The organism is Streptomyces sp. NPDC085900, from assembly GCF_044540925.1.
Lineage (GTDB): Bacteria > Actinomycetota > Actinomycetes > Streptomycetales > Streptomycetaceae > Streptomyces > Streptomyces gilvifuscus.
This window is the reverse complement of sequence record NZ_JBITSP010000002.1, coordinates 218,908-237,894: the sequence shown is the minus strand read 5'-3', so window position 1 is coordinate 237,894 and position 18,987 is coordinate 218,908. Positions and strand designations below refer to the sequence as shown.

The following is an 18,987-nucleotide window of genomic DNA, read 5'->3' as shown; positions in this document are numbered from 1 at the left end:
CTCGCGTCTCATCGGGCGGCGGGCGGCCGCGAGGCGGCGCGCGGCGCCGTGTACAGGTGCTCGCCGACGCGTTTGACCAGGCGCGCCATCTCGTAGGCGACCAGGCCGATGTCGGCGGTGACCGCGGTCAGCACGGCCAGGCAGGAGCCGTCGCCCGCGGCGGCCACGAACAGGAAGGCGTCGTCCATCTCCACCATGGTCTGGCGCACGCCGCCGGCCCCGAAGTGCCGGCCCGCGCCCTTGGCCAGGCTGTGGAAGCCGGAGGCGACGGCGGCGAGGTGTTCGGCGTCCTCACGGCGCAGATCGGTGGACGCGCCTACGGCGAGTCCGTCGTTGGACAGCACCACGGCGTGCCGCACCTCGGCCACGCGCAGCACCAAGTCGTCCAGCAGCCAGTCGAGTTCACCACCCCGCTGGGCGGCCCTCGTGCTCGGATCCTGGATCATGCGCGATCTCCTTCGCTGCTGTCGCTGCCCGCTGTGTGATCCGGGCCGCCACCGCGGCCCGGTTGCCTGCCACCGCCGCGCGCCCAGCCGTCGCGGTAGGCCGCCATGCGTTCCCGTACGACCTCCGGGGTGCGCTGTTCGTCTGCGCGGGGGCCGGAGGGCCGCTGAGCCGGTTCCTCGGCGCGATGCCCGCGCAGTTGGGGGGCGAGGCTCGCCTGGCGCACCCGGCGGGGCAGGTCGTCCGATGCTTCGACGTCGTCCTCGGGACGGTGCAGGCGCAAGGTGGTCACTCCCGGGGGTGGAGGATCGGACGCCGGTTCCGGCGCCGGCGCTGCCGGTGCCGACAGCGCCGGCCGGTCGGCGAGGGCGTGGACGGACTCCATGGGCGGGGCCGCGCCGGGCACGCGCGCGTAGTCGCGTTCCATCGGCCGCTGCGGGTCGGCTGCCTTGGCGGGGGAACGTTCCGCCGCTTCGGCGTGCAGGAGGGTGGTCGGCAGGAGGACGACCGCGGTGGTGCCGCCGTAGGGGGAGGTGCTCAGTTGCACCTTGACGCCGTGGCGGGCCGCGAGCCTGCTGACCACGAAGAGGCCGAGCCGGTCGCTGTCGAAGAGGTCGAGCGCCTCGGACTGGGCGATGCGCCGGTTGGCCTCGGCGAGGGTCTCCTTGCCCATGCCCAGGCCGCGGTCCTCGACCTCCAGGGCGTAGCCGTTGCCGACGGGTTCTCCCGTGATGCGCACACGCGTGTGCGGAGGCGAGAACTGGGCGGCGTTCTCGACGAGTTCGGCCAGCAGGTGGGTGAGGTCGGCGACGGCCGCGCCCACCACGGACGCCTCGGGAAGCTGTCGTACCTCCACGCGCGCGTAGTCCTCGACCTCGGACACGGCCGCGCGCACCACGTTGGTCAGCGACACCGGCATGCGCCAGGCGCGGCCGGGCGCAGCCCCGGAGAGGATGATCAGGCTTTCGGCGTGCCGCCGCATCCGGGTGGTGAGGTGGTCGAGGCGGAAGAGGTCGCTCAGTTCGTTCGGGTCGTCGGAGCGGCGTTCCATGCTGTCGAGCAGGGTCAGCTGGCGGTGGACGAGGACCTGGCTGCGGCGGGCGAGGTTGACGAAGACGCCCGAGATGCCGCTGGCGAGTTCGGCGCGCTCGACGGCGGCCCGCAGGGCGGCGCGGTGCACGATGCCGAGGGCCTCGGCGACCTGTCCGGCCTCGTCCTCGGCCGGAGGCCCGTGCGGGGCCTCGGAGCGGATGTCGATCTCCTCGCCGGCGCGCAGCTTCCGCATCGCCTCGGGGAGGCTGCGCCGGGCGATCTCCAGGGCGCTGTTGCGCAGGCTCACCAGCTCGACGACGAGGCCGCGGCCGATGCGCACGGAGATGACGAGCGAGGCGGCCACAGCGGCGAGGCCCAGGAGGACGGCGGCGCCGGCCGGGGTGAGCAGGCCCCGGGTGAACGGATCGGCCCGGCCGGCGACTTCGCGTCCGGCGTCGGCCTCGATGGCGCGCATGCCTGCCTGCACGCGTGCGTGCGCGCTGTTCCAGGTGTCCTGCGACGCCGTGGCCCTCAGCGGGCCCGGGGTGCCGGCCAGGACGCGGTCCTCGGCGTTGCCCACGGCCCCGTAGGCGCTGCTGCGGGCGAGGTCGTGCCAGGTGTCGCGCTCGGTGCCGTTCAGGTCGGCGACGGCGATCGCCGTCAGGGTCCGGCGGGTGTCCACCGCGCCCGTGAACAGTCTCAGGCCCTCGCCGCCGAGACCGTCGACGCGGTCCGCACCGGCCAGTACCGCGTCCTCCTGGGCCAGGGCCTCACCCGCGCGGGAGAACTCGAGCAGCACGCGCGCGTCGGTGCCGAGATCGGCGTCCCGGACGCCGCCGAGCGCGCCTTCCACTCCGAACGCGGTGGCGATGGTCCCCGTGTAACCCCCGTACGCCCGGGTCCAGTCGGTGCCGTGGTCCAGTACGGCGGTGCGCAGGGAGGTCAGCTGTCCGGCGCCGCTGACGAATGTCTTGAGGCGTCGGGCCACGCCCGGGGGGAGCTCGGATGCGTCGGCGACAGTGCTGTCGTCGCCGAGCCGCAGCCTGGCCACGGCCCGGTCGGTGCGGTAGGCCAGGCGCCGGTACTCGTCCCTGTGCCGGGGCGACGGGTCGGCGGCGCAGCGCACCGCGGCGGTGCGTTCGGCCTGCAGGGCGGCGACGGCCTCGGCGACGGGCGTGCGGATCTCCTCGTGGACGCGTTGCAACTGCCGCAGCCCGGACACGTCCTGGGCGGTGGTGACGGTGGCGTAGGCCCACAGGGCCAGCAGCGAGACGACCGGCACCATCAGCAGGCAGACGATCCTGGCCCGGATGGTGCGCGGGCGTATTCGCCGCCGCGTCGCGCGCGTGGCCTGCTCCCGCGGCGCCGTGCCGCCGTGCTCCTGCTCGCGCTCGTCGGCCGGCGGACCGGCGTGGGCGCGCCGCCCGCGCGGGAGAGACCCGGGGGGCGTCTCGGCGCCGGGGGTGGACGTCCTACGGGGTGTGCGCATGGACTCCTCGCTCGGGACTGGTTCGGGATGCGTGCCGTCGGGCGGACCCGTGCCTAGGGGACGGCGCTCTCGACCGGCCGCTGGGCGGAGACGGATGCCTCGCGCTCCCCGGTCGTCGGCGACAGCGCGACGAAGGCGGAGGTCAGGAACAGGTAGGAGCCCAGGCCGACGGCGAGGGGGAAGATGAACTGCATCGCCGTGGCCCCGGGCAGGGCCCGGCCGGAGGGCACGACGTGGACCCGCACGGCGAACATCGCGGTGTAGTGCATGCTGGTGACCGCGGCGGCCATGATCAGCGAGGCGACGGTGACGGCGGCCGGCGACTTGATGTTGAGCCCCGCCCACAGGGCCGCCGTGGCCGCGACCACGGCGATCAGCACGGAGAGCGCGACGAGGGCGGGATCGTAGCCGACGTGGCCGTGCAGCCGTACCGCCGCCATGCCCAGGTAGTGCATGCTCGCCACGCCGATGCCGGTGGCGAGTCCGCCCAGGAGGAGGGCCCGGGTGCGGTCCTTGCTGTAGCCGACGGCGAAGACCCCGCCGCAGACGACGAGCATGGCGACGAGCAGGCTCACGATGGTCAGCGGCACGTCGTAGCGGATGTCGGTGCCGCTGACGCCGAAGCCGAGCATGGCGACGAAGTGCATGGTCCAGATGCCGGTGCCGATGGCGGAGGCGGCGGTGAGGAGCCAGTTGCGGCGCGAGCGTCCGGTGGCGCCGAGGGCGCGGACCGTGCAGCGCAGCCCGAGGGCGGCGCCTATACAGGCCATCACGTACGACAGTACGGGGGTCAGCCAGCCGAAGGTGGCGTGGTCCAGGTGTCCCATGGCCCCGGGACGCTAGTGGGAGCACAGGCGCACGAAGGGGGCGCATTTCGAAAGGTGTTGCAATCTGACGCAGGGGTGCGCCTGAAAGACCGCGTCACGCCCGAACATGCGCACCGGGGCGTCATCCGTGTCGGTGAGGGATCATGCGGAACATGAGCGACGACCACACACACGTGCAGGAGTTCTTCGGCGCCCGCGCCGCCGACTGGGACAGCCGGTTCCCCGACGACGGCCCCGCCTACGCCTCCGCGGTCGCCGACCTCGGGCTGCGCGAGGGAGACCGGGTGCTCGACGCGGGCTGCGGCACCGGGCGGGCCCTGACGCCCCTGCGTGGCGCCGTGGGGGCCACGGGAGTGGTCGTCGGGGCCGATCTGACCCCGGCCATGCTCCAGGCGGCCGTACGGGCGGGCAGGGACCGTGACGGGCAGCTGCTGCTGGCCGACGTGGCCGCGCTGCCGCTGCGGTCGCGGTCGCTGGACGCGGTGTTCGCCGCCGGACTGATCGCGCACCTGCCCCGGCCGGCAGACGATCTGCGGGAGTTGGCCAGGGTCGTGCGTCCCGGCGGAGTGCTCGCCCTCTTCCACCCCATCGGCCGGGCGGCGCTCGCCGCGCGCCAGGGCCGCCGGATCACTCCGGACGACCTGCGCGCGGAGTCCAACCTCCGGCCGCTGCTGGCCGGTTCGGGGTGGCGGATGACGTCGTACGTCGACGAGGACGCCCGGTTCCTCGCGCTGGCCGTGCGGGAGGGGTAGACCGGCTCACTCGCCGGCCGACACGTCCAGGTGCCGCACGGGGCAGCCCCGCACGCCCGGGACCGGCCAGGTGCCCAGCCGCTCCAGGCTGTAGCCGTCCGGGTAGCCCTTGACCTCCCAGTTCTGCCGCGCGTGGTGCGGTGTCCGTCGGGGCGGCATCAGGCGGACGAAGCGTCCACGCGCGCGTACCCCACGGCGCACCAGCGCGCGCGTGGCGGGGCTCGGCGGCGAGTAGCGGAAGGCCCGCAGGAGACGGTCGTCGAGCAGGGCGAGAGTGGAGGCACGCAGGACGGGGGACAGCGGGCGCGGATACCAGGAGGCCATCAGGTCGAGCGTGGCGTCGGAGACCCGCCGCGCGCCCGCGTCCCACGCGAAGTTGGCCTCCTCGTAGGCGTCGAGAAGCGCTTCGAACTCCTCGTAGGACCCGGGGATGTCCTGGATGCCCATGTGGCGGCCGAGGGTACGGTAGTGCTCGGCCGTGGCCACGATCTCGTGCCGGGAGAGCCTGCGCCAGCCGTAGGCGTCGATCCACCGCTTGGGCATCACCACGAACGTGCACAGGACGTAGCGCATGTCGTCGTTGCCGATGTCGTAACTGCGGTGCATCCGGTTGATCCGGCGGACCGCCGTGCGGCCCTCCGCGCTGTGGAAGCCGTGCTCCACGACGGCGTCGAGGAGCAGCGTGGTGTCGTCGTATCGCTTCTGCGCGCGCCCGGTCAGCTCCGCGGTCTCGGCGAGCAGCCGGCCGATGGAGGGCACCGCGTACGTCCGGTACAGGGCCAGCTCGAGCGCGCGGGTGTAGTCCCACGGAAACTCGTAGGCCGAGCTGAGACGGTAGATCTCGGATGCGTCCCGGTACGGGTCCATCCGCCGGATCTCCTCGAGCCGCGCGAAGCGCTTCACCGCGTCCTCCCCCTTCTGCCGCCGGGACTCCAACTCTACGTTGAGTAGCAGGAGATGGACGATGTGTCAGGGCAACGAAACAGGGGGAAGTGATCAGCATGTGGGGCAGGCTGCGCAAGTCCGGTGCCAGATTCCTCACCGCCGCGCGGGCGGGGATGAGCGAGGGCCGGGACAAACGTACACACAATCTTTTCGAAGCCGCTGCCGCGTATGTCTCGGCGTGCGCCGAGGACGACCAGGAGCGGATCGACGAGGCGGCGGGCTGGGTGTCCCCGGAGGCGCTGTCCTTCGGGGTCAACGAGCTGGCCTGCCGTGCGGTGATCGCGCTGGCGCGCGAGCGTGACGAGTCCCCGCGGGCCGTGGCCCGCACCCTGCTCGGGCTTCCGGCGGCCTGACGCGCGGACCGGCCGAAGGTCGATTCGCCCCGTCCACCCGGAAAACTGCAGCTCCGGGTGTGCTTGCGAGTCGTGACAAGCGCCTTCCGCGCGCATTAGGGTGCGCGCCGTTGGACGAACGATGGGGAGGCTGGGATGGCCGGGACGGACGAGGGCGCCGTCGCCGCCGCGGACGACGCGCTCTATGTGCTCACGGCGGTGCTGCTGACGCCGGCGAAGTTTCCGAGCGTGCTGGGCGACGACTATCCGGAGGCCTGCGCGGCGCTCGGCCTCGCGCCGCTCGCCGACGGATACGGCCTGGTGATCGGCCAGGACGGGGACGGCGCGCGGTGGACCGTCGTGGTCGACGACGTGTCGCTGGTCGCCGTCGCCATCGCGTCGTGGGACTGCGGCATGGAGTACGACCTGTCGCCCGACGAGCGTTCGGTCGTGGCCGCTCTGCCGGGCTGGCCCCTCGCGGTCGCAGTCGCGGCGCCCGGCGTGCCCGAGCCGCACGACCCCGATCCCGAGATCGCGGAGCGTCCTCCGCTGGCACCGCCGGACACGACCATCTGGGGTCCGGCCCAGCGGCGGCTGGGCGCCGACGAGATAGCGCTCCAGTGGGCCCTGTGGCGGGAGCAGATCGACGACGGCGCCTTCGCGAACCCGGACGGTGCCTCGGCGGCCGGTGACGACTCGCAGGACGCCGAGGAGGCCGGTCAGGCCGACTCGGACAAGGCCGGTGAGCCGGGTGCCGACAGTCGGCAGGTGAAGCCCAAGGGGCACAACGGGATTCGGCGTGTGCTCGCCGAGGCGCGCGCGTACGTCGAGTCGCCGCCGCCGCTCGGCCGCGTCCGCTCCTCGTTCGCCCCGGGCGACGCGCGCACCCTGCGCGCCGACGGTCCCGGCTGGTCGCTGGTGGCCCGGACCGACGACATCGCGTTCGTGCTGCTCGACGCGGAACCCGGCGAGGTGCTGCCGGTGGGCCGGGGGCCGGAGCTGCCGGGGCTGCTGGAGGCCCTGGACAAGATGGCCGTGCGCCCGAGCTGAGCCGGCGACCTCGCGCCGCCTGTGCTCCTCCCCCATATGGCGGCCTCTTTCCATGGGGTCCCGACCCATGGATGCTCTGAACGCCGGACCGCACCATGAGGCAGCTCTCGACGCCCGTCTCCCTCGGGCGCCGTTCGTTCAGCGCTGCCTCAGGAGGCCGTCATGCGTCCCATCCGCGGTGTTCCGCTCGCTGCCGCCACGTTGCTGGCGGCAGCCCTCGCCTGGCCGACTCACGCGTCGGCCGCGGCAGTGGGCGGGGGGCACTGCGCCGGGCAGGAGCGGGTGCGCGTACCGGGCGCGGCCCTGCAGCGCGGCGCGTGTCTGCCCGACCTGACCACGACCGGGCTGGCCGGGACGCAGTACACCGACTCGGCCGATCAGGCTGGGCTCACGGCCGCCGGCACGCGCACTCCGTCAGGGGTGCCCGGGCTGCAGATCGACGGGTACTTCCCGGACTCCTCCCACTTCAACGCCACCCACGGCTGGGCGCACGACGCCCAGTTCGTGATCCGGCTGCCGGACCACTGGAACGGCGGCCTGGTGGTCACCGGCGCACCCGGCACGCGCCGGCAGTACGCGACGGACAAGGCGATCTCCGACCAGGTGCTGGCCGAGGGCTACGCCTACGCGGCGACCGACAAGGGCAACAGCGGCGCGGACTTCTACCGGGACGGAACCCGCCCAGGTGACGCGATCGCCGAATGGAACGCGCGCACCACGCAGCTCACCCGGGCGGCCAAGCGCGCGGTGGCACAGCGGTACGGGCACGCCCCGCGGCGCACGTACATGACGGGAATCTCCAACGGCGGCTATCTGACCCGGTGGCAGCTGGAGAACCATCCGGAGCTGTACGACGGCGGCGTGGACTGGGAGGGCGCGCTGTGGACCCCGGACGGGCCCAACCTGCTCACCTCGCTGCCCACCGCGGTGGCCCGGACGCTGGGCTCGGCACGGGACGAGGACATGTACTCGGTCGGTTTCGCGCGCGGCTCCGAGTTCCTGTGGCCGTATCACGAGAAGGCCTACTGGGGAGTCACGCAGAAGATCTACCGTGCCGAGTTCGACCCCGGTTACGACTCCGGCTGCCCCGGCCCGTCCGCCGGAAGCACCGCGGACCAGATCCTGGCGCCCTGCGCCTCCGACGCCACGTACGACTACGCGGCTCGCCCCGCCGCCGTGCACCGGGCGGTGGCCCGTGTGTCGCTGACCGGCCGGATCGGCAGGCCGCTGATCACGCTGCACGGCGACCTCGACGCCCTGCTGCCGAAGGCGGCCGACTCGGACGTGTACGCGCGCATGGTCGGCGCGAGCGGGCGTGGCCCGCTGCACCGCTACTACACGATCCAGGGCGGCACGCACGTCGACGGCCTGTACGACACCTATCCGGACCGGCTGCGGCCCATCCTGCCCTGCTACCGGTCGGCGTTCGACGCGCTGGTCTCCTGGGTGGAGAGGGGCACGCGACCGCCCGCCGACCACACCGTCGCACGGCCCTCGGGCGGCGATGTGGTCGACTCGTGCGCGCTTGCCGATCCGGGTGCCTCGTCGCGGTAGCGCCTCAGCGGCCCAGCTCCTTGCGGTTGATGCGGCGCAGCCTGCGCCGCTGTGAGGGGTCCAGCGTGAGGTATGCGGCCGTCGGGATTCCGATGACTATCAGGACCACCGCCCAGAAGGGCAGCCAGATCCACAGGAAGAGCCCGAGCGCCACACCTCCTATGGCGATCTTCGCGTTCCTCGACATGTGCGTCGCCTCCTTCGCGGCCACTGCCGCTCTCTGTCCTGAAAACGGGCCCGGGCTCCCCACGGTTCCGGGCCGCGACCCTGAGACGACCCTGAGTCGTGACCCCGACTCGTCCCTGAGAGCCCTTTATGACCGTGCCGGCCGTAGGGGCTCCCCCACTTCGTGCAGATGCAGCAGGGCCTGCCGGTAGGAGTCGACGAGCCCGGTCTCCGCGTAGGGGATACCCAACTCCTCGCAGTGCGCGCGCACCAGGGGCTGGGCGAGTCGGAGATGGGGGCGGGGCATGCTGGGGAAGAGGTGATGCTCGATCTGGTAGTTGAGGCCGCCGAGAAACCAGTCGGTCAGCACTCCGCCGCGGATGTTGCGCGAGGTGAGGACCTGCCGACGCAGATGTCCCCACCGCTCGCCGGCCGGGTCCGGCATCTCCATGCCCTTGTGGTTCGGGGCGAAGGCCAGTCCCAGGTGCAGGCCGAACAGCGCGTGGTGCAGGGCGGCGAACGCGAGCGCCTTGCCCGGCGACAGGGAGGTGAGCAGCAGCGTCGCGTACGCGGCGACGTGCGTCACCAGCAGGCTGCCTTCGACCACACGCTCCCGGAGGGGCTGTCGGCGCAGGTCCTTGAAGCCGTGGATCTTCAGGGCGACGCCTTCGAGGAGGGTGAGCGGGAAGAAGAGCCAGGCCTGGTTGCGGGTGAGCCACCGGCGGAAGCCCGACCGGTGTGCCGCCTGTGCGGGGGTGAAGACCAGGACGTCGGCGACGACGTCCGGGTCCTTGTCGATGTGGTTGGGGTTGGCGTGGTGGCGGTTGTGCTTGTCGTTCCACCAGGCGTAGCTCATCCCCAGGAGCAGGTTGCCGTGGATCAGGCCGATGATCCGGGCGCGGGTCCTGTCGACGGTGATCTGGGAGTGTCCGGCGTCGTGGCCTATGAACGCGGTGCGTGCGCAGAAGACCGCCAGGGGCGGGGCCAGGAGGAGGGACCACCAGGAGTCGCCGACGAGGACGACTCCGGTGACGACGCACGCGAGGGCGAGTGCGTTGACGGCGATGCCCAGTGCGTACCAGGTGTGGCGCCGCTCCAGGAGGCCCTGGCCCTTGACCGTGCGCAGCAGAGGCGCGAACTCGCTTGCGGAGGGCGGGGCGGCGCGCGCGGTGGGGATCATCGGTTCGGCGACGGCTGTGACGGGCTCGGGCATGTCCGGTCTCCGGCTCTTCGGGCAACGGGCTGACCTGAGGAAACGTACGGACCGGCGACGCTCGGCGACCATGGCGCCATCACCCGTGTACGGCCGGGTGCCAGCCCGTGGCGCGCAGGGGGGTTGGCAGCACCCCTGGGGGTGAGGAATTCCTGCGGGCGGCGACAGCGGCGGATCTTCTGCCGGATTGCTGTACCCTCGACCCTCCCGACCTCGGTAGTCAAATTTGAGGAGTGCGGTATCGCCGTGCAGAGGATCCCTCTGGCCACACCGTCCGAGATCCACGAACTGGCCCGCTGCCGCGCTGTCTTCCTGCCCGGCGACCCGGCGCGCGACGGCACGGTCGCCTTCTGGCGGCCCGACGGCGCCACGCCTCCCTGCGTGAAGGCCGGAACGGCCCGGGAGGTGGGCGTCGTCCTGCCCGGCGAAGACGGTCTCGAACGGGTCGACGTGCCCGCTGCCGTGCTGCCGGTGCGGGCGGCACTACCGATCCTCACGCGCGCGGGTGCGGACGCGAACGGGCCCCGGGCGACGGTGTTCTGGGGCGCCGCTGCCGTGCTCGCCCTGCATCTGGTGGCACGTGGACTGCTGCTGCCCGGCCTGTCGCCCGGCGACCACGACGCCTGGCGCGTCGGTCCGCTGTCCCCGGAGGATGCCGAGCGCGTGCGCCGACTGGCCGCCGCGATGCCGCCGGAGGCGCACGCCACGCCCTTGAACGGCACCGAACCCTGGCGTCTGCCGGACCCGGAACGGTTGCTGAGCGCCTTCCTCGACGCGGTCGCCGACACCTTGCCGCGCTCCCCCGCGGCACCCCTGGTGACGGGCGTGCCCGCCTACGCGGCGCGCGAAGCGCGGCGCATGCCGGAACTGCGGGACTGGGCCACCGATGTCGCCTCGGGTCACGACGCCGGGGTACGGCTGTCGTTGCGGATCGAGGTGACCGGCCTCGCGGTCCCGGCCCCGGACGACGCGGCGGTGACCTTCCGGGCGGTGCCCCAGGTGCACGGAGTGAACGATCCGGAGCTCGTGGCGGATGCCGCCGACATGTGGGACGCCGCCGCGGACACCGCCAAGGGCTTCGGCCCGCGCGCGCGTGTGGACACCCTCTTGGCGTTGCGGCGGGCGGCCCGGGCCTGGCCGCCCCTCGCGCCGCTGCTGGCGGCGAGCGTGCCGGACGCGGTCGAGCTCGCCGACGAGGAGATCACCGAGCTCCTCTCCGAGGGCGCCCGGGCGCTCACCGCGGCCGGAGTCGACGTGCACTGGCCGAAGGAGGCGGCCCGCGGGCTGACCGTCGGCGCGGTGATCGGTCCGCCGGAGGAAGAGGCCACGGCCCACCGGGACGAGTCGGACGCGCCGCCGTCGCTGTCCGCCGACGCGCTGCTCGCCTTCGACTGGCGTTTCGCGATGGGCGACCGACGGCTGACCCGGGAGGAGTTGGACCTGCTCGCCGAGGCCAAGCGCCCCGTCGTGCGGCTGCACGACCAGTGGGTCCTGGTCGACCCCGGGGAGGTCCAACGGGCCCGAGCGCGGCAGGCTCGGCGGATCGCGCCCGTCGACGCCCTCGGCGCCGCCCTGACGGGCTCCACCGAGGTCGACGGCCATCTGGTCGCCGTACACCCCACAGGCTGGCTGGAAGCCCTGCGCGAGCGGCTTGCGGATCCCGAGGCGCACGAGCCCGTCGGGCAGCCCGCCGCGCTCGCGGCCACGCTGCGGGACTACCAGTTGCGGGGCCTGAGTTGGCTGGCGCGGACGACATCCCTGGGCCTTGGCTGCTGTCTCGCGGACGACATGGGGCTCGGCAAGACGATCACGCTGATCGCCCTGCATCTGCACCGGCAGGGCGAGACGTCGACGGCCGGTCCCACCCTCGTGGTGTGTCCGACGTCGCTGATGGGCAACTGGCAGCGGGAGATCGAGCGGTTCGCACCCGGCACGCGCGTGCGTCGTTTCCACGGACCCGGCCGAGGCCTGGAGGGCGTGGACGACGGCGAGTTCGTGCTGACCACGTACGGCACGCTGCGCCTGGACGCCCACCGGCTCGGGGAGGTGCCCTGGGACATGGTGGTGGCGGACGAGGCACAGCACGTGAAGAACCCGTACTCGGCGACGGCGCGACAACTGCGTTCCATCGGCGCACGCGCACGTGTGGCGCTCACCGGCACCCCGGTGGAGAACAACCTGTCGGAGCTGTGGGCGATTCTCGACTGGACGACCCCGGGGCTGCTGGGCCGGCTCGGCACCTTCCGCAGCCGGTATGCACGGGCAGTCGAAAACGGCGGGGACCCGGCCGCCGCCGAGCGGCTCTCGCGGCTGGTACGGCCGTTCCTGCTGCGGCGGCGCAAGTCGGACCCGGGAATCGCGCCCGAGCTGCCGCCGAAGACCGAGACGGACCGCGCCGTGTCCCTCACCGAGGAACAAGCCGCGCTCTACGAGGCGGTGGTGCGCGAGACTCTGGCGGAGATCTCCGGCGCCGACAGCATGGCGAGGCGCGGACTGATCGTGAAGCTGCTGACGGGGCTGAAGCAGATCTGCAACCATCCGGCGCAGTTCCTCAAGGAGGAGCTGCCGAAGACCGACGGGCGCTCCGGGAAGCTGGAACTGCTGGACGAACTGCTCGACACGATCCTCTCCGAGGGGGCGAGCGTTCTGGTCTTCACCCAGTACGTGCGCATGGCACGCCTGTTGGAGCGGCATCTGACGGGACGCGGAGTGCCGTCTCAGCTCTTGCACGGCGGCACGCCCGTCGCCGGCCGGGAGACGATGGTGCGGCGGTTCCAGGACGGCGAAGTGCCCGTCTTCCTGCTGTCGTTGAAGGCCGCGGGCACCGGCCTGAACCTCACGCGCGCCGAGCACGTCGTGCACTACGACCGCTGGTGGAACCCGGCCGTCGAGGCCCAGGCCACCGACCGGGCGTACCGGATCGGCCAGAACCGGCACGTCCAGGTGCACCGGCTGATCGCGGAGGGAACCGTCGAGGACCGCATCGCCGAGATGCTGGCCCGCAAGCAGAAGCTCGCGGAGGCGGTACTGGGCTCCGGCGAGGGCGCCCTGACCGAGCTGACCGATGCCGAGCTGGCCGATCTGGTCGAGCTGCGAGGGGGTACACGATGAGCCGGTACGACGCGGACACCGAGCGCACGTTCGCGCCGCTGCCGCCCGCGCCCGGGCGGGCGTTCGCGCACACGTGGTGGGGCCGGGCCTGGCTGAAGGCGCTGGAGGACGCGGCACTGGACTCGGCTCAGCTCAAGGCCGGGCGCAGGCTCGCCCGCGCGGGAGCCGTGGGCGCGGTGTCCGTCCGGCCGGGGCGCATCACGGCCGTGGTGCAGGACCGCGACCGCAGCGCACGCCGGGCCGACGTGCTGCTGCCGGAACTCGACGGCGAGCAGTGGAACCGCCTGCTGGACATGACGGTCGAGCGGGCCGGACATGTGGCGGCCCTCCTGGATCGCGACATGCCTCCGCACCTGGTGGAGGACGCGGCGGCAGCCGGTGTGGAACTGCTGCCGGCCATGGGCGACCTGGAGGCGCAGTGCGACTGCGGCGCCTGGGACCACTGCGGGCACACCGCGGCCCTGTGCTACCAGGTGGCACGGCTGCTGGACCAGGACCCCCTGGTCCTGCTGCTGATGCGGGGACGGGGTGAACGGGCGCTGCTGGCCGACCTCCAGGCCCGCAGTGCCTCACCCGCCGCGGGGGCATCCTCAGACGCGGGCATGGAAGCCGTGGACACATCCGCGGACGCGGGTGTGGACGCCGCGGAGGCGTATGCGGTCGGCGGCATCCTGCCGTCGCTGCCCGCCCTGCCGGACCTGCCGGCGGAGCCCGGGACACCGCCGGCGCTCGACACCGAGACCCCGCCTGCCGCGGGCGTCGATCCGGACGCGCTGCGGTACCTGGCCGCCCGGACGGCCGCGGAAGCGCACCGGCTGCTCGCCGAGGCTCTGCACGCCGGACCGGACCAGGCCGGTTCCGCCGAGGAGTTGACGATCGCGGAGGACGCGGTGCGGCTGGCTCTGGGCGGGCCCCTGGAGGCCGTGGCGGACCGGCTGGCCGAGGGCTCGGGACGGGACCGCGAGGGGCTGGCGCGGGCCGCGCGCGCGTGGGAACTCGGAGGTGCGGCAGCGCTCGCCGTACTGGAGGAGGAATGGACCGTCTCGGGCGAAACGCTCACTCGCGCGCGTGCCGCCCTTGAGGGGGCGTGGGAGGACGAGGAACGGCCGTCGTTGCGGTCGGCCGGCAACAGGTGGACGGTCGTGGGTGCGCCGGTCCAGTTGCGGCTGGGGCGGGATGGGCGTTGGTGGCCGTATCGCGAGGAGCGCGGGTGCTGGGTACCCGCCGGTGGGGCGTCCCGGGACCCGGCGACAGCGCTGGCCTCACTGGAGGCGGCTGCCGTGGACGGCGACGGCTGATGGACGGTGCCTTCCGGTCCCGGGTCCTGGCGCACGGCAACCTGCCAGGAACCGCCCCGCACGAGGTCGCGTGCGCGACCGGACCGGACGGTCGCGGCGTGCGACCGGACCGGACGTCATGGCAGTTCAAGGCCGCCCAAAGACGGAATCAGCGACTCGATGCCGCTCGGAATCTCGCTCGGCAGTCGGCTGGGCAGCTTCGACGGCAGTTCGCTGGGCAGCTTCGTCGGGAGGCCGAGGGACGGGGACGGCGAGCCGCCGGTACCGGTGCTGCTGCGGGGCGGCGACTTCTTGTCGGATGAGCCGTCGTGCCGGGACGTCGCCATGAGCACGATGACGGCGACGGCCGCGATCGCGGCGAGCGCCACCAGGACGACGAAGAGCGGGCTTCGCCGCTTTCCGGGCCCCGGCGGCCGGTCCGGGCCCTCCGGCGGTGGGGGGCCCGGCGGCCGGTCGTCGTAGGAGGGCGGTCCGAAGCCGCCGCCCGGAGGCGGCGTGTCACCCGGCGGTCCGGGCGGGCGAGGCGGTACCGGCGGCATGGCCATACCGTCCAGAGTCGCCTCGGACCGGACAACGCGCGAGCCCCGCACGGAACTTGATACGGCCCCATTCCGTGGACCCTACGATTCCGGCGCTTTCCGTGCGGAACCCGTTCACAAACGCACGCGTTCCGGCAGCGCACGCACGCGTGTGCGCCGTTCGGCGGGCACGCGCGCGTGCGCAAGGACGTGCACGCGCGTGAGTGCTCAGCCGCGCGCCCCCAGCAGGTGGTCCATCGCCAGCTGGTCGAGCCGCTCGAAGGCCATCCCGCGCGCGGCGATCACCTCGGGGTCGAAGTCCTCGAAGGCGCTGCGGTCGGCCAGCAGCGCCTCCAGGCCGTCCTCCGCGGTCCGCTGGGCGAGCTGGTCCAGCCGCGAGGCGTGCAGGGCCTCCTGCACCTCGGGGTCGGCGCGGAAGGCGGCGGCGCGCTCCTTGAGGATCAGGTAGTTGCGCATGCAGCCCGCCGCCGACGCCCACACGCCGTCGAGGTCCTCGGTCCGCGGCGGCTTGAAGTCGAAGTGGCGCGGGCCGTCGTAGCCGGCGCTCTCCAGGAGGTCGACCAGCCAGAACGCGGCACGCAGGTCGCCGGCGCCGAAGCGCAGGTCCTGGTCGTACTTGATGCCGGACTGGCCGTTGAGGTCGATGTGGAACAGCTTGCCCGCCCACAGGGCCTGCGCGATGCCGTGCGGGAAGTTCAGCCCGGCCATCTGCTCGTGGCCGACCTCCGGGTTGACGCCGTACATCTCGGGGCGCTCCAGGCGCTCGATGAAGGCGAGGGCGTGGCCGACCGTGGGGAGCAGGATGTCGCCGCGCGGCTCGTTCGGCTTGGGCTCGATGGCGAACTTCAGGTCGTAGCCCTGGGAGGTGACGTACTCGCCGAGGAGGTCGAAGGCCTCCTTCATGCGGTCCAGGGCGACCCTGACGTCCTTGGCGGCGCCGGACTCGGCGCCCTCGCGTCCGCCCCAGGCGACGTAGGTCTTCGCGCCCAGCTCGACCGCGAGGTCGATGTTGCGGATGGTCTTGCGCAGGGCGTAGCGGCGCACCTCGCGGTCGTTCGCGGTGAACGCGCCGTCCTTGAAGACCGGGTGCGTGAAGAGGTTGGTGGTGGCCATCGGCACGGTCATGCCGGTCGTGTCGAGGGCCTGGCGGAAGCGCTTGATGTGCGACTCGCGCTCGCTGTCGGAGGATCCGAAGGGGATCAGGTCGTCGTCGTGGAAAGTGACGCCGTAGGCGCCGAGCTCGCTCAGGCGCTGCACCGTCTCGACCGGGTCGAGGGCACGCCGCGTGGCGTCGCCGAACGGGTCCCTTCCCTGCCAGCCGACGGTCCACAGGCCGAAGGTGAACCTGTCCTCGGGGGTGGGCTGGTAGCTCATGCCGCGGCTCCTTGCTTCGCAGACTGTCGTGCGGACTATGGCGAACTATTTCGTCATGGCCGTTTACAAATTAGTATGCGGACGCAGCCCTGGGAAGAGTCCAGGGGGTCTGTCACGAAACATCCCGCTGAGCCGCGGGAGAGGGAGAGCCCGATGTCAGCAGCCGAGGGACCGCTCGTCGTCGGCGTGGACACGTCCACCCAGTCCACCAAGGCGCTCGTCGTCGACGCGGCCACCGGTCAGGTCGTCGCGAGCGGACAGGCGCCGCACACGGTCTCCTCCGGGGCCGGCCGCGAGAGCGACCCGCGCCAGTGGTGGGACGCCCTGTGCGAGGCCCTGCGCCAGTGCGGCGACGCGGCGCACGAGGCGGCCGCCATTTCGATCGGCGGTCAGCAGCACGGCCTGGTCACGCTGGACGAGCGGGGCGAACCGGTGCGCCCGGCCCTGCTGTGGAACGACGTGCGCTCGGCGCCGCAGGCCCGCCGCCTGATCGAGGAGCTGGGCGGCCCGAAGGCCTGGGCGGAGCGAACCGGCAGCGTCCCCGGGCCGTCCTTCACGGTCACCAAGTGGGCGTGGCTGGCCGAGAACGAGCCGGAGGCGGTCCGCGCCACCCGGGCGGTGCGCCTACCCCACGACTACCTCACCGAGCGCCTGACGGGACAGGGCACCACCGACCGCGGCGACGCCTCGGGCACGGGCTGGTGGGCATCCGGGACGGAGGCCTACGACGAGGAGACCCTCGCGCACGTGGGCCTGGACCCCGCCATGCTGCCCCGCGTGGTGCGGCCGGGCGAGGTGGCGGGCACCGTGCGCGACAGCCATGACCTGCCGTTCTCCAAGGGCACCCTGGTCGCGCCGGGGACGGGCGACAACGCGGCCGCCGCGCTGGGCCTCGGCCTGCGGCCCGGCGCCCCCGTACTCAGCCTCGGCACCTCTGGCACCGTGTACGCCGTCTCCAGGCGCCGCCCGGCCGACCCCACCGGCACCGTCGCGGGCTTCGCCGACGCCCACGGCGACTGGCTGCCGCTGGCCTGCACCCTGAACTGCACCCTCGCCGTCGACCGCGTCGCCGCCCTGCTGGGCCTCGACCGCGAGGCCGTGGAACCCACCGGTGTCACCCTGCTGCCCTACCTGGACGGCGAGCGCACCCCGAACCTGCCCGGAGCGTCGGGGCTGCTGCACGGCCTGCGCCACGACACGACCGCCGGTCAGCTCCTGCAGGCCGCCTACGACGGCGCCGTGCACTCCCTGCTCGGCGCGCTCGACCTCGTCCTCGACGCGGACGCGGACCGCTCCGTGCCGCTGCTGCTGATCGGCGGCGGCGCCCGCGGCCGGGCCTGGCAGGAGACCGTACGACGGCTGTCGGGCCGGGCGGTGCAGGTGCCCGAGGCCAGGGAACTGGTCGCGCTCGGCGCGGCGGCGCAGGCGGCGGGGTTGCTGACCGGCGAGGATCCGGCCGCGGTCGCCCGGCGCTGGAACACGGCCGCCGGGCCGGTGCTGGATGCCGTGGAGCGGGACGACGAGACGCTGGAAAGGATCGCCGGGGTACTCTCCGACGCGGCCCCGCTGCTGGAGCGGAGCACCGAGAACCGCTGAGGACGGGGGCATGACCGCACCGCTGCACGAGGCACACCCGGCCGGGCCCGGGCGAGCGCTGCCGGACACCCAGCAGGGCATGCGCCGCCGCAACCTGGCCCGGGTGATGCACACCGTCAGCGCCGAGGGCCCGCTCTCCCGTGCCGCTGTCGCCTCCCGCATCGGACTGACCCGGGCGGCGGTGTCGAGCCTCGTCGACGAGCTCATACGCTCCGGCCTGCTCGACGAGCTGGGCCCCGAGCGGCCCGGCCGGGTGGGCCGCCCCGGCTCGGCACTCGCCGTCAGCGGACACGGCCCTGCCGGGATCGGCGCCGAGGTCGGCGTCGACCACCTCGCGGTGTGCGCGGTCGATCTGCGCGGACAGGTGCGGGCGAAGGCCGTCCGGCACGGCGCGAACCGCGGCCGCTCCCCCGAGCCGGTGATCGGGGAACTCACCGAACTGGTGCACCGCGTCGTCGCCGAGGCGCACGGCGAGGGACTGTGGCCCGCGGGGCTCGCGGTCGCCGTGCCGGGCCTGGTGGCCCGCGACGCCCGCACCGTCGTCCGCGCCCCCAACCTGGACTGGCACGACACCGACCTCGGCGCACTGCTGCCGACCGACTGGCCCCTGACCGTCGGCAACGAGGCCAACTTCGGCGCCCTCGCCGAACTCTGGCTCGGCGAGGGCACACCGCGCGACTTCCTGCACGTGTCCGCGGAGATCGGTATCGGCGCCGCGGTCGTCGTGGCCGGCGGGCTGCTGCGCGGGACCCGTGGGTTCGCGGGCGAGCTCGGACACGTGCCCGTGCGTCCGGAAGGGCCGTCCTGCCCCTGCGGCGGCCGGGGATGTCTGGAGCAGTACGCCGGTGAGGAGGCGGTGCTGCGGGCGGCGGGACTGGAACCGGGCGAGGACCGCGTCGGCCTGCTGGCGAACCGGGCCGCCGACGGTGACGCCGACGTGCGGCGGGCCCTGCACGACGCCGGTGAGGCGCTCGGCATAGCGCTCACGGGCGCGGTCAACCTGCTGGATCCCGAGGCCGTGGTGCTGGGCGGCGCGCTGGCCGGGCTCGCGCCGTGGCTGCTGCCGTCGCTGGAGGCCGAGTTGGCCCGGCGCACCGCCGGCCCCGCCTGCCCGGTGACGGTGTCGGGTCTCGGTTCCGAGGGACCGCTCCTGGGCGCCGCGCACTCGGTGGTACGGGCGGTCCTCGACGATCCGGCGGCGGTCGCGGAGCGAGGCTGACCCCGGTCGCGCTGCCTGGCCGGCGTGCCCGGGCGCCCCCTCCCGGG

The 18,987-nt window shown here is 73.4% G+C and carries 16 protein-coding genes; 8 read left to right on the top strand and 8 right to left on the bottom strand.

The genetic code is table 11. The features are described from left to right. Window positions 1–8: 8 nt before the first annotated feature. The 3 genes from ACIGDI_RS05865 to ACIGDI_RS05855 are packed head-to-tail and all read right to left on the bottom strand — an operon-like array spanning window position 9 to window position 3,792. Window positions 9–446, bottom strand: coding sequence for a roadblock/LC7 domain-containing protein (locus ACIGDI_RS05865; RefSeq protein ID WP_200699311.1), 438 nt, complete (start codon window positions 444–446; stop codon window positions 9–11). Beyond that, window positions 443–2,965, bottom strand: a complete 2,523-nt coding sequence (locus tag ACIGDI_RS05860) for a nitrate- and nitrite sensing domain-containing protein (protein ID WP_399891025.1) — start codon at window positions 2,963–2,965, stop codon at window positions 443–445. The genes ACIGDI_RS05865 and ACIGDI_RS05860 overlap by 4 nt, the downstream gene beginning before the upstream one ends. Before the next feature lie 53 nt (window positions 2,966–3,018). Then, window positions 3,019–3,792, bottom strand: a complete 774-nt coding sequence (locus tag ACIGDI_RS05855; RefSeq protein WP_399891022.1) for an MHYT domain-containing protein — start codon at window positions 3,790–3,792, stop codon at window positions 3,019–3,021. Between the two features lie 152 nt (window positions 3,793–3,944). Between ACIGDI_RS05855 and ACIGDI_RS05850 the strand changes: the two genes are divergently transcribed. After that, complete coding sequence (locus ACIGDI_RS05850) at window positions 3,945–4,544, top strand: class I SAM-dependent methyltransferase (protein WP_399891020.1); 600 nt, start codon at window positions 3,945–3,947, stop codon at window positions 4,542–4,544. Between the two features lie 6 nt (window positions 4,545–4,550). Here the strand turns inward: ACIGDI_RS05850 and ACIGDI_RS05845 are convergent, their stop codons facing one another. Beyond that, entirely contained in the window at window positions 4,551–5,447 is an 897-nt protein-coding gene (locus ACIGDI_RS05845; protein WP_399891018.1) for an oxygenase MpaB family protein, read from the bottom strand. 98 nt (window positions 5,448–5,545) lie between these two features. Between ACIGDI_RS05845 and ACIGDI_RS05840 the strand changes: the two genes are divergently transcribed. The 3 genes from ACIGDI_RS05840 to ACIGDI_RS05830 all read left to right on the top strand — a co-directional run bounded on the left by ACIGDI_RS05840 (window position 5,546) and on the right by ACIGDI_RS05830 (window position 8,425). Continuing rightward, on the top strand, window positions 5,546–5,842 hold the full coding sequence (locus ACIGDI_RS05840; RefSeq protein ID WP_399892944.1) for a hypothetical protein: 297 nt from the start codon (window positions 5,546–5,548) through the stop codon (window positions 5,840–5,842). Between the two features lie 135 nt (window positions 5,843–5,977). Next, window positions 5,978–6,871 carry a hypothetical protein gene (locus ACIGDI_RS05835; RefSeq protein ID WP_399891015.1) on the top strand — a complete coding sequence of 298 codons (894 nt, stop codon included), beginning with the start codon at window positions 5,978–5,980 and terminating at the stop codon, window positions 6,869–6,871. 162 nt (window positions 6,872–7,033) lie between these two features. Continuing rightward, a complete protein-coding gene (locus tag ACIGDI_RS05830; RefSeq protein ID WP_399891012.1) occupies window positions 7,034–8,425 on the top strand; it encodes a tannase/feruloyl esterase family alpha/beta hydrolase in 1,392 nt (463 codons plus the stop codon). A 4-nt stretch (window positions 8,426–8,429) separates the two neighbouring features. Here the strand turns inward: ACIGDI_RS05830 and ACIGDI_RS05825 are convergent, their stop codons facing one another. Both ACIGDI_RS05825 and ACIGDI_RS05820 read right to left on the bottom strand, forming a co-directional pair. After that, window positions 8,430–8,612, bottom strand: coding sequence for a hypothetical protein (locus ACIGDI_RS05825; RefSeq protein WP_200699304.1), 183 nt, complete (start codon window positions 8,610–8,612; stop codon window positions 8,430–8,432). 126 nt (window positions 8,613–8,738) lie between these two features. After that, window positions 8,739–9,803 carry an acyl-CoA desaturase gene (locus tag ACIGDI_RS05820; protein ID WP_399891009.1) on the bottom strand — a complete coding sequence of 355 codons (1,065 nt, stop codon included), beginning with the start codon at window positions 9,801–9,803 and terminating at the stop codon, window positions 8,739–8,741. A gap of 246 nt (window positions 9,804–10,049) precedes the next feature. On the opposite strand from ACIGDI_RS05820, the gene ACIGDI_RS05815 reads away from it, so the two are divergent. Both ACIGDI_RS05815 and ACIGDI_RS05810 read left to right on the top strand, forming a co-directional pair. Beyond that, window positions 10,050–12,914, top strand: coding sequence for an SNF2-related protein (locus ACIGDI_RS05815; RefSeq protein WP_399891006.1), 2,865 nt, complete (start codon window positions 10,050–10,052; stop codon window positions 12,912–12,914). After that, window positions 12,911–14,212: an SWF or SNF family helicase gene (locus tag ACIGDI_RS05810; protein WP_399891003.1), complete on the top strand. Its 1,302-nt coding sequence runs from the start codon at window positions 12,911–12,913 to the stop codon at window positions 14,210–14,212. The genes ACIGDI_RS05815 and ACIGDI_RS05810 overlap by 4 nt, the downstream gene beginning before the upstream one ends. A gap of 116 nt (window positions 14,213–14,328) precedes the next feature. On the opposite strand, the gene ACIGDI_RS05805 is transcribed toward ACIGDI_RS05810, so the two are convergent. Next, window positions 14,329–14,757 (bottom strand): hypothetical protein, encoded by a 429-nt coding sequence (locus ACIGDI_RS05805; RefSeq protein ID WP_399891000.1) that lies wholly within the window; start codon window positions 14,755–14,757, stop codon window positions 14,329–14,331. Between the two features lie 201 nt (window positions 14,758–14,958). Beyond that, entirely contained in the window at window positions 14,959–16,125 is a 1,167-nt protein-coding gene (gene xylA / locus ACIGDI_RS05800) for a xylose isomerase (RefSeq protein WP_399890997.1), read from the bottom strand. A 153-nt stretch (window positions 16,126–16,278) separates the two neighbouring features. Here xylA and xylB point away from each other — a divergent pair, with 153 nt between their 5' ends. Together xylB and ACIGDI_RS05790 are read left to right on the top strand one after the other, a co-directional pair. Further along, entirely contained in the window at window positions 16,279–17,721 is a 1,443-nt protein-coding gene (gene xylB, locus ACIGDI_RS05795) for a xylulokinase (protein WP_399890994.1), read from the top strand. A 10-nt stretch (window positions 17,722–17,731) separates the two neighbouring features. Further along, window positions 17,732–18,940, top strand: coding sequence for an ROK family protein (locus ACIGDI_RS05790; protein ID WP_399890991.1), 1,209 nt, complete (start codon window positions 17,732–17,734; stop codon window positions 18,938–18,940). Window positions 18,941–18,987: the final 47 nt, after the last annotated feature.

What these genes read in the sequence shown, in the direction of transcription:
- ACIGDI_RS05865 (WP_200699311.1), bottom strand. Translation starts at nt 446, where the DNA reads ATGATCCAGGATCCGAGCACGAGGGCCGCCCAGCGGGGTGGTGAACTC.
- ACIGDI_RS05860 (WP_399891025.1), bottom strand. Translation starts at nt 2,965, where the DNA reads ATGCGCACACCCCGTAGGACGTCCACCCCCGGCGCCGAGACGCCCCCC.
- ACIGDI_RS05855 (WP_399891022.1), bottom strand. Translation starts at nt 3,792, where the DNA reads ATGGGACACCTGGACCACGCCACCTTCGGCTGGCTGACCCCCGTACTG.
- ACIGDI_RS05850 (WP_399891020.1), top strand. Translation starts at nt 3,945, where the DNA reads ATGAGCGACGACCACACACACGTGCAGGAGTTCTTCGGCGCCCGCGCC.
- ACIGDI_RS05840 (WP_399892944.1), top strand. Translation starts at nt 5,546, where the DNA reads ATGTGGGGCAGGCTGCGCAAGTCCGGTGCCAGATTCCTCACCGCCGCG.
- ACIGDI_RS05835 (WP_399891015.1), top strand. Translation starts at nt 5,978, where the DNA reads ATGGCCGGGACGGACGAGGGCGCCGTCGCCGCCGCGGACGACGCGCTC.
- ACIGDI_RS05830 (WP_399891012.1), top strand. Translation starts at nt 7,034, where the DNA reads ATGCGTCCCATCCGCGGTGTTCCGCTCGCTGCCGCCACGTTGCTGGCG.
- ACIGDI_RS05825 (WP_200699304.1), bottom strand. Translation starts at nt 8,612, where the DNA reads ATGTCGAGGAACGCGAAGATCGCCATAGGAGGTGTGGCGCTCGGGCTC.
- ACIGDI_RS05820 (WP_399891009.1), bottom strand. Translation starts at nt 9,803, where the DNA reads ATGCCCGAGCCCGTCACAGCCGTCGCCGAACCGATGATCCCCACCGCG.
- ACIGDI_RS05810 (WP_399891003.1), top strand. Translation starts at nt 12,911, where the DNA reads ATGAGCCGGTACGACGCGGACACCGAGCGCACGTTCGCGCCGCTGCCG.
- ACIGDI_RS05805 (WP_399891000.1), bottom strand. Translation starts at nt 14,757, where the DNA reads ATGGCCATGCCGCCGGTACCGCCTCGCCCGCCCGGACCGCCGGGTGAC.
- xylA (WP_399890997.1), bottom strand. Translation starts at nt 16,125, where the DNA reads ATGAGCTACCAGCCCACCCCCGAGGACAGGTTCACCTTCGGCCTGTGG.
- xylB (WP_399890994.1), top strand. Translation starts at nt 16,279, where the DNA reads ATGTCAGCAGCCGAGGGACCGCTCGTCGTCGGCGTGGACACGTCCACC.
- ACIGDI_RS05790 (WP_399890991.1), top strand. Translation starts at nt 17,732, where the DNA reads ATGACCGCACCGCTGCACGAGGCACACCCGGCCGGGCCCGGGCGAGCG.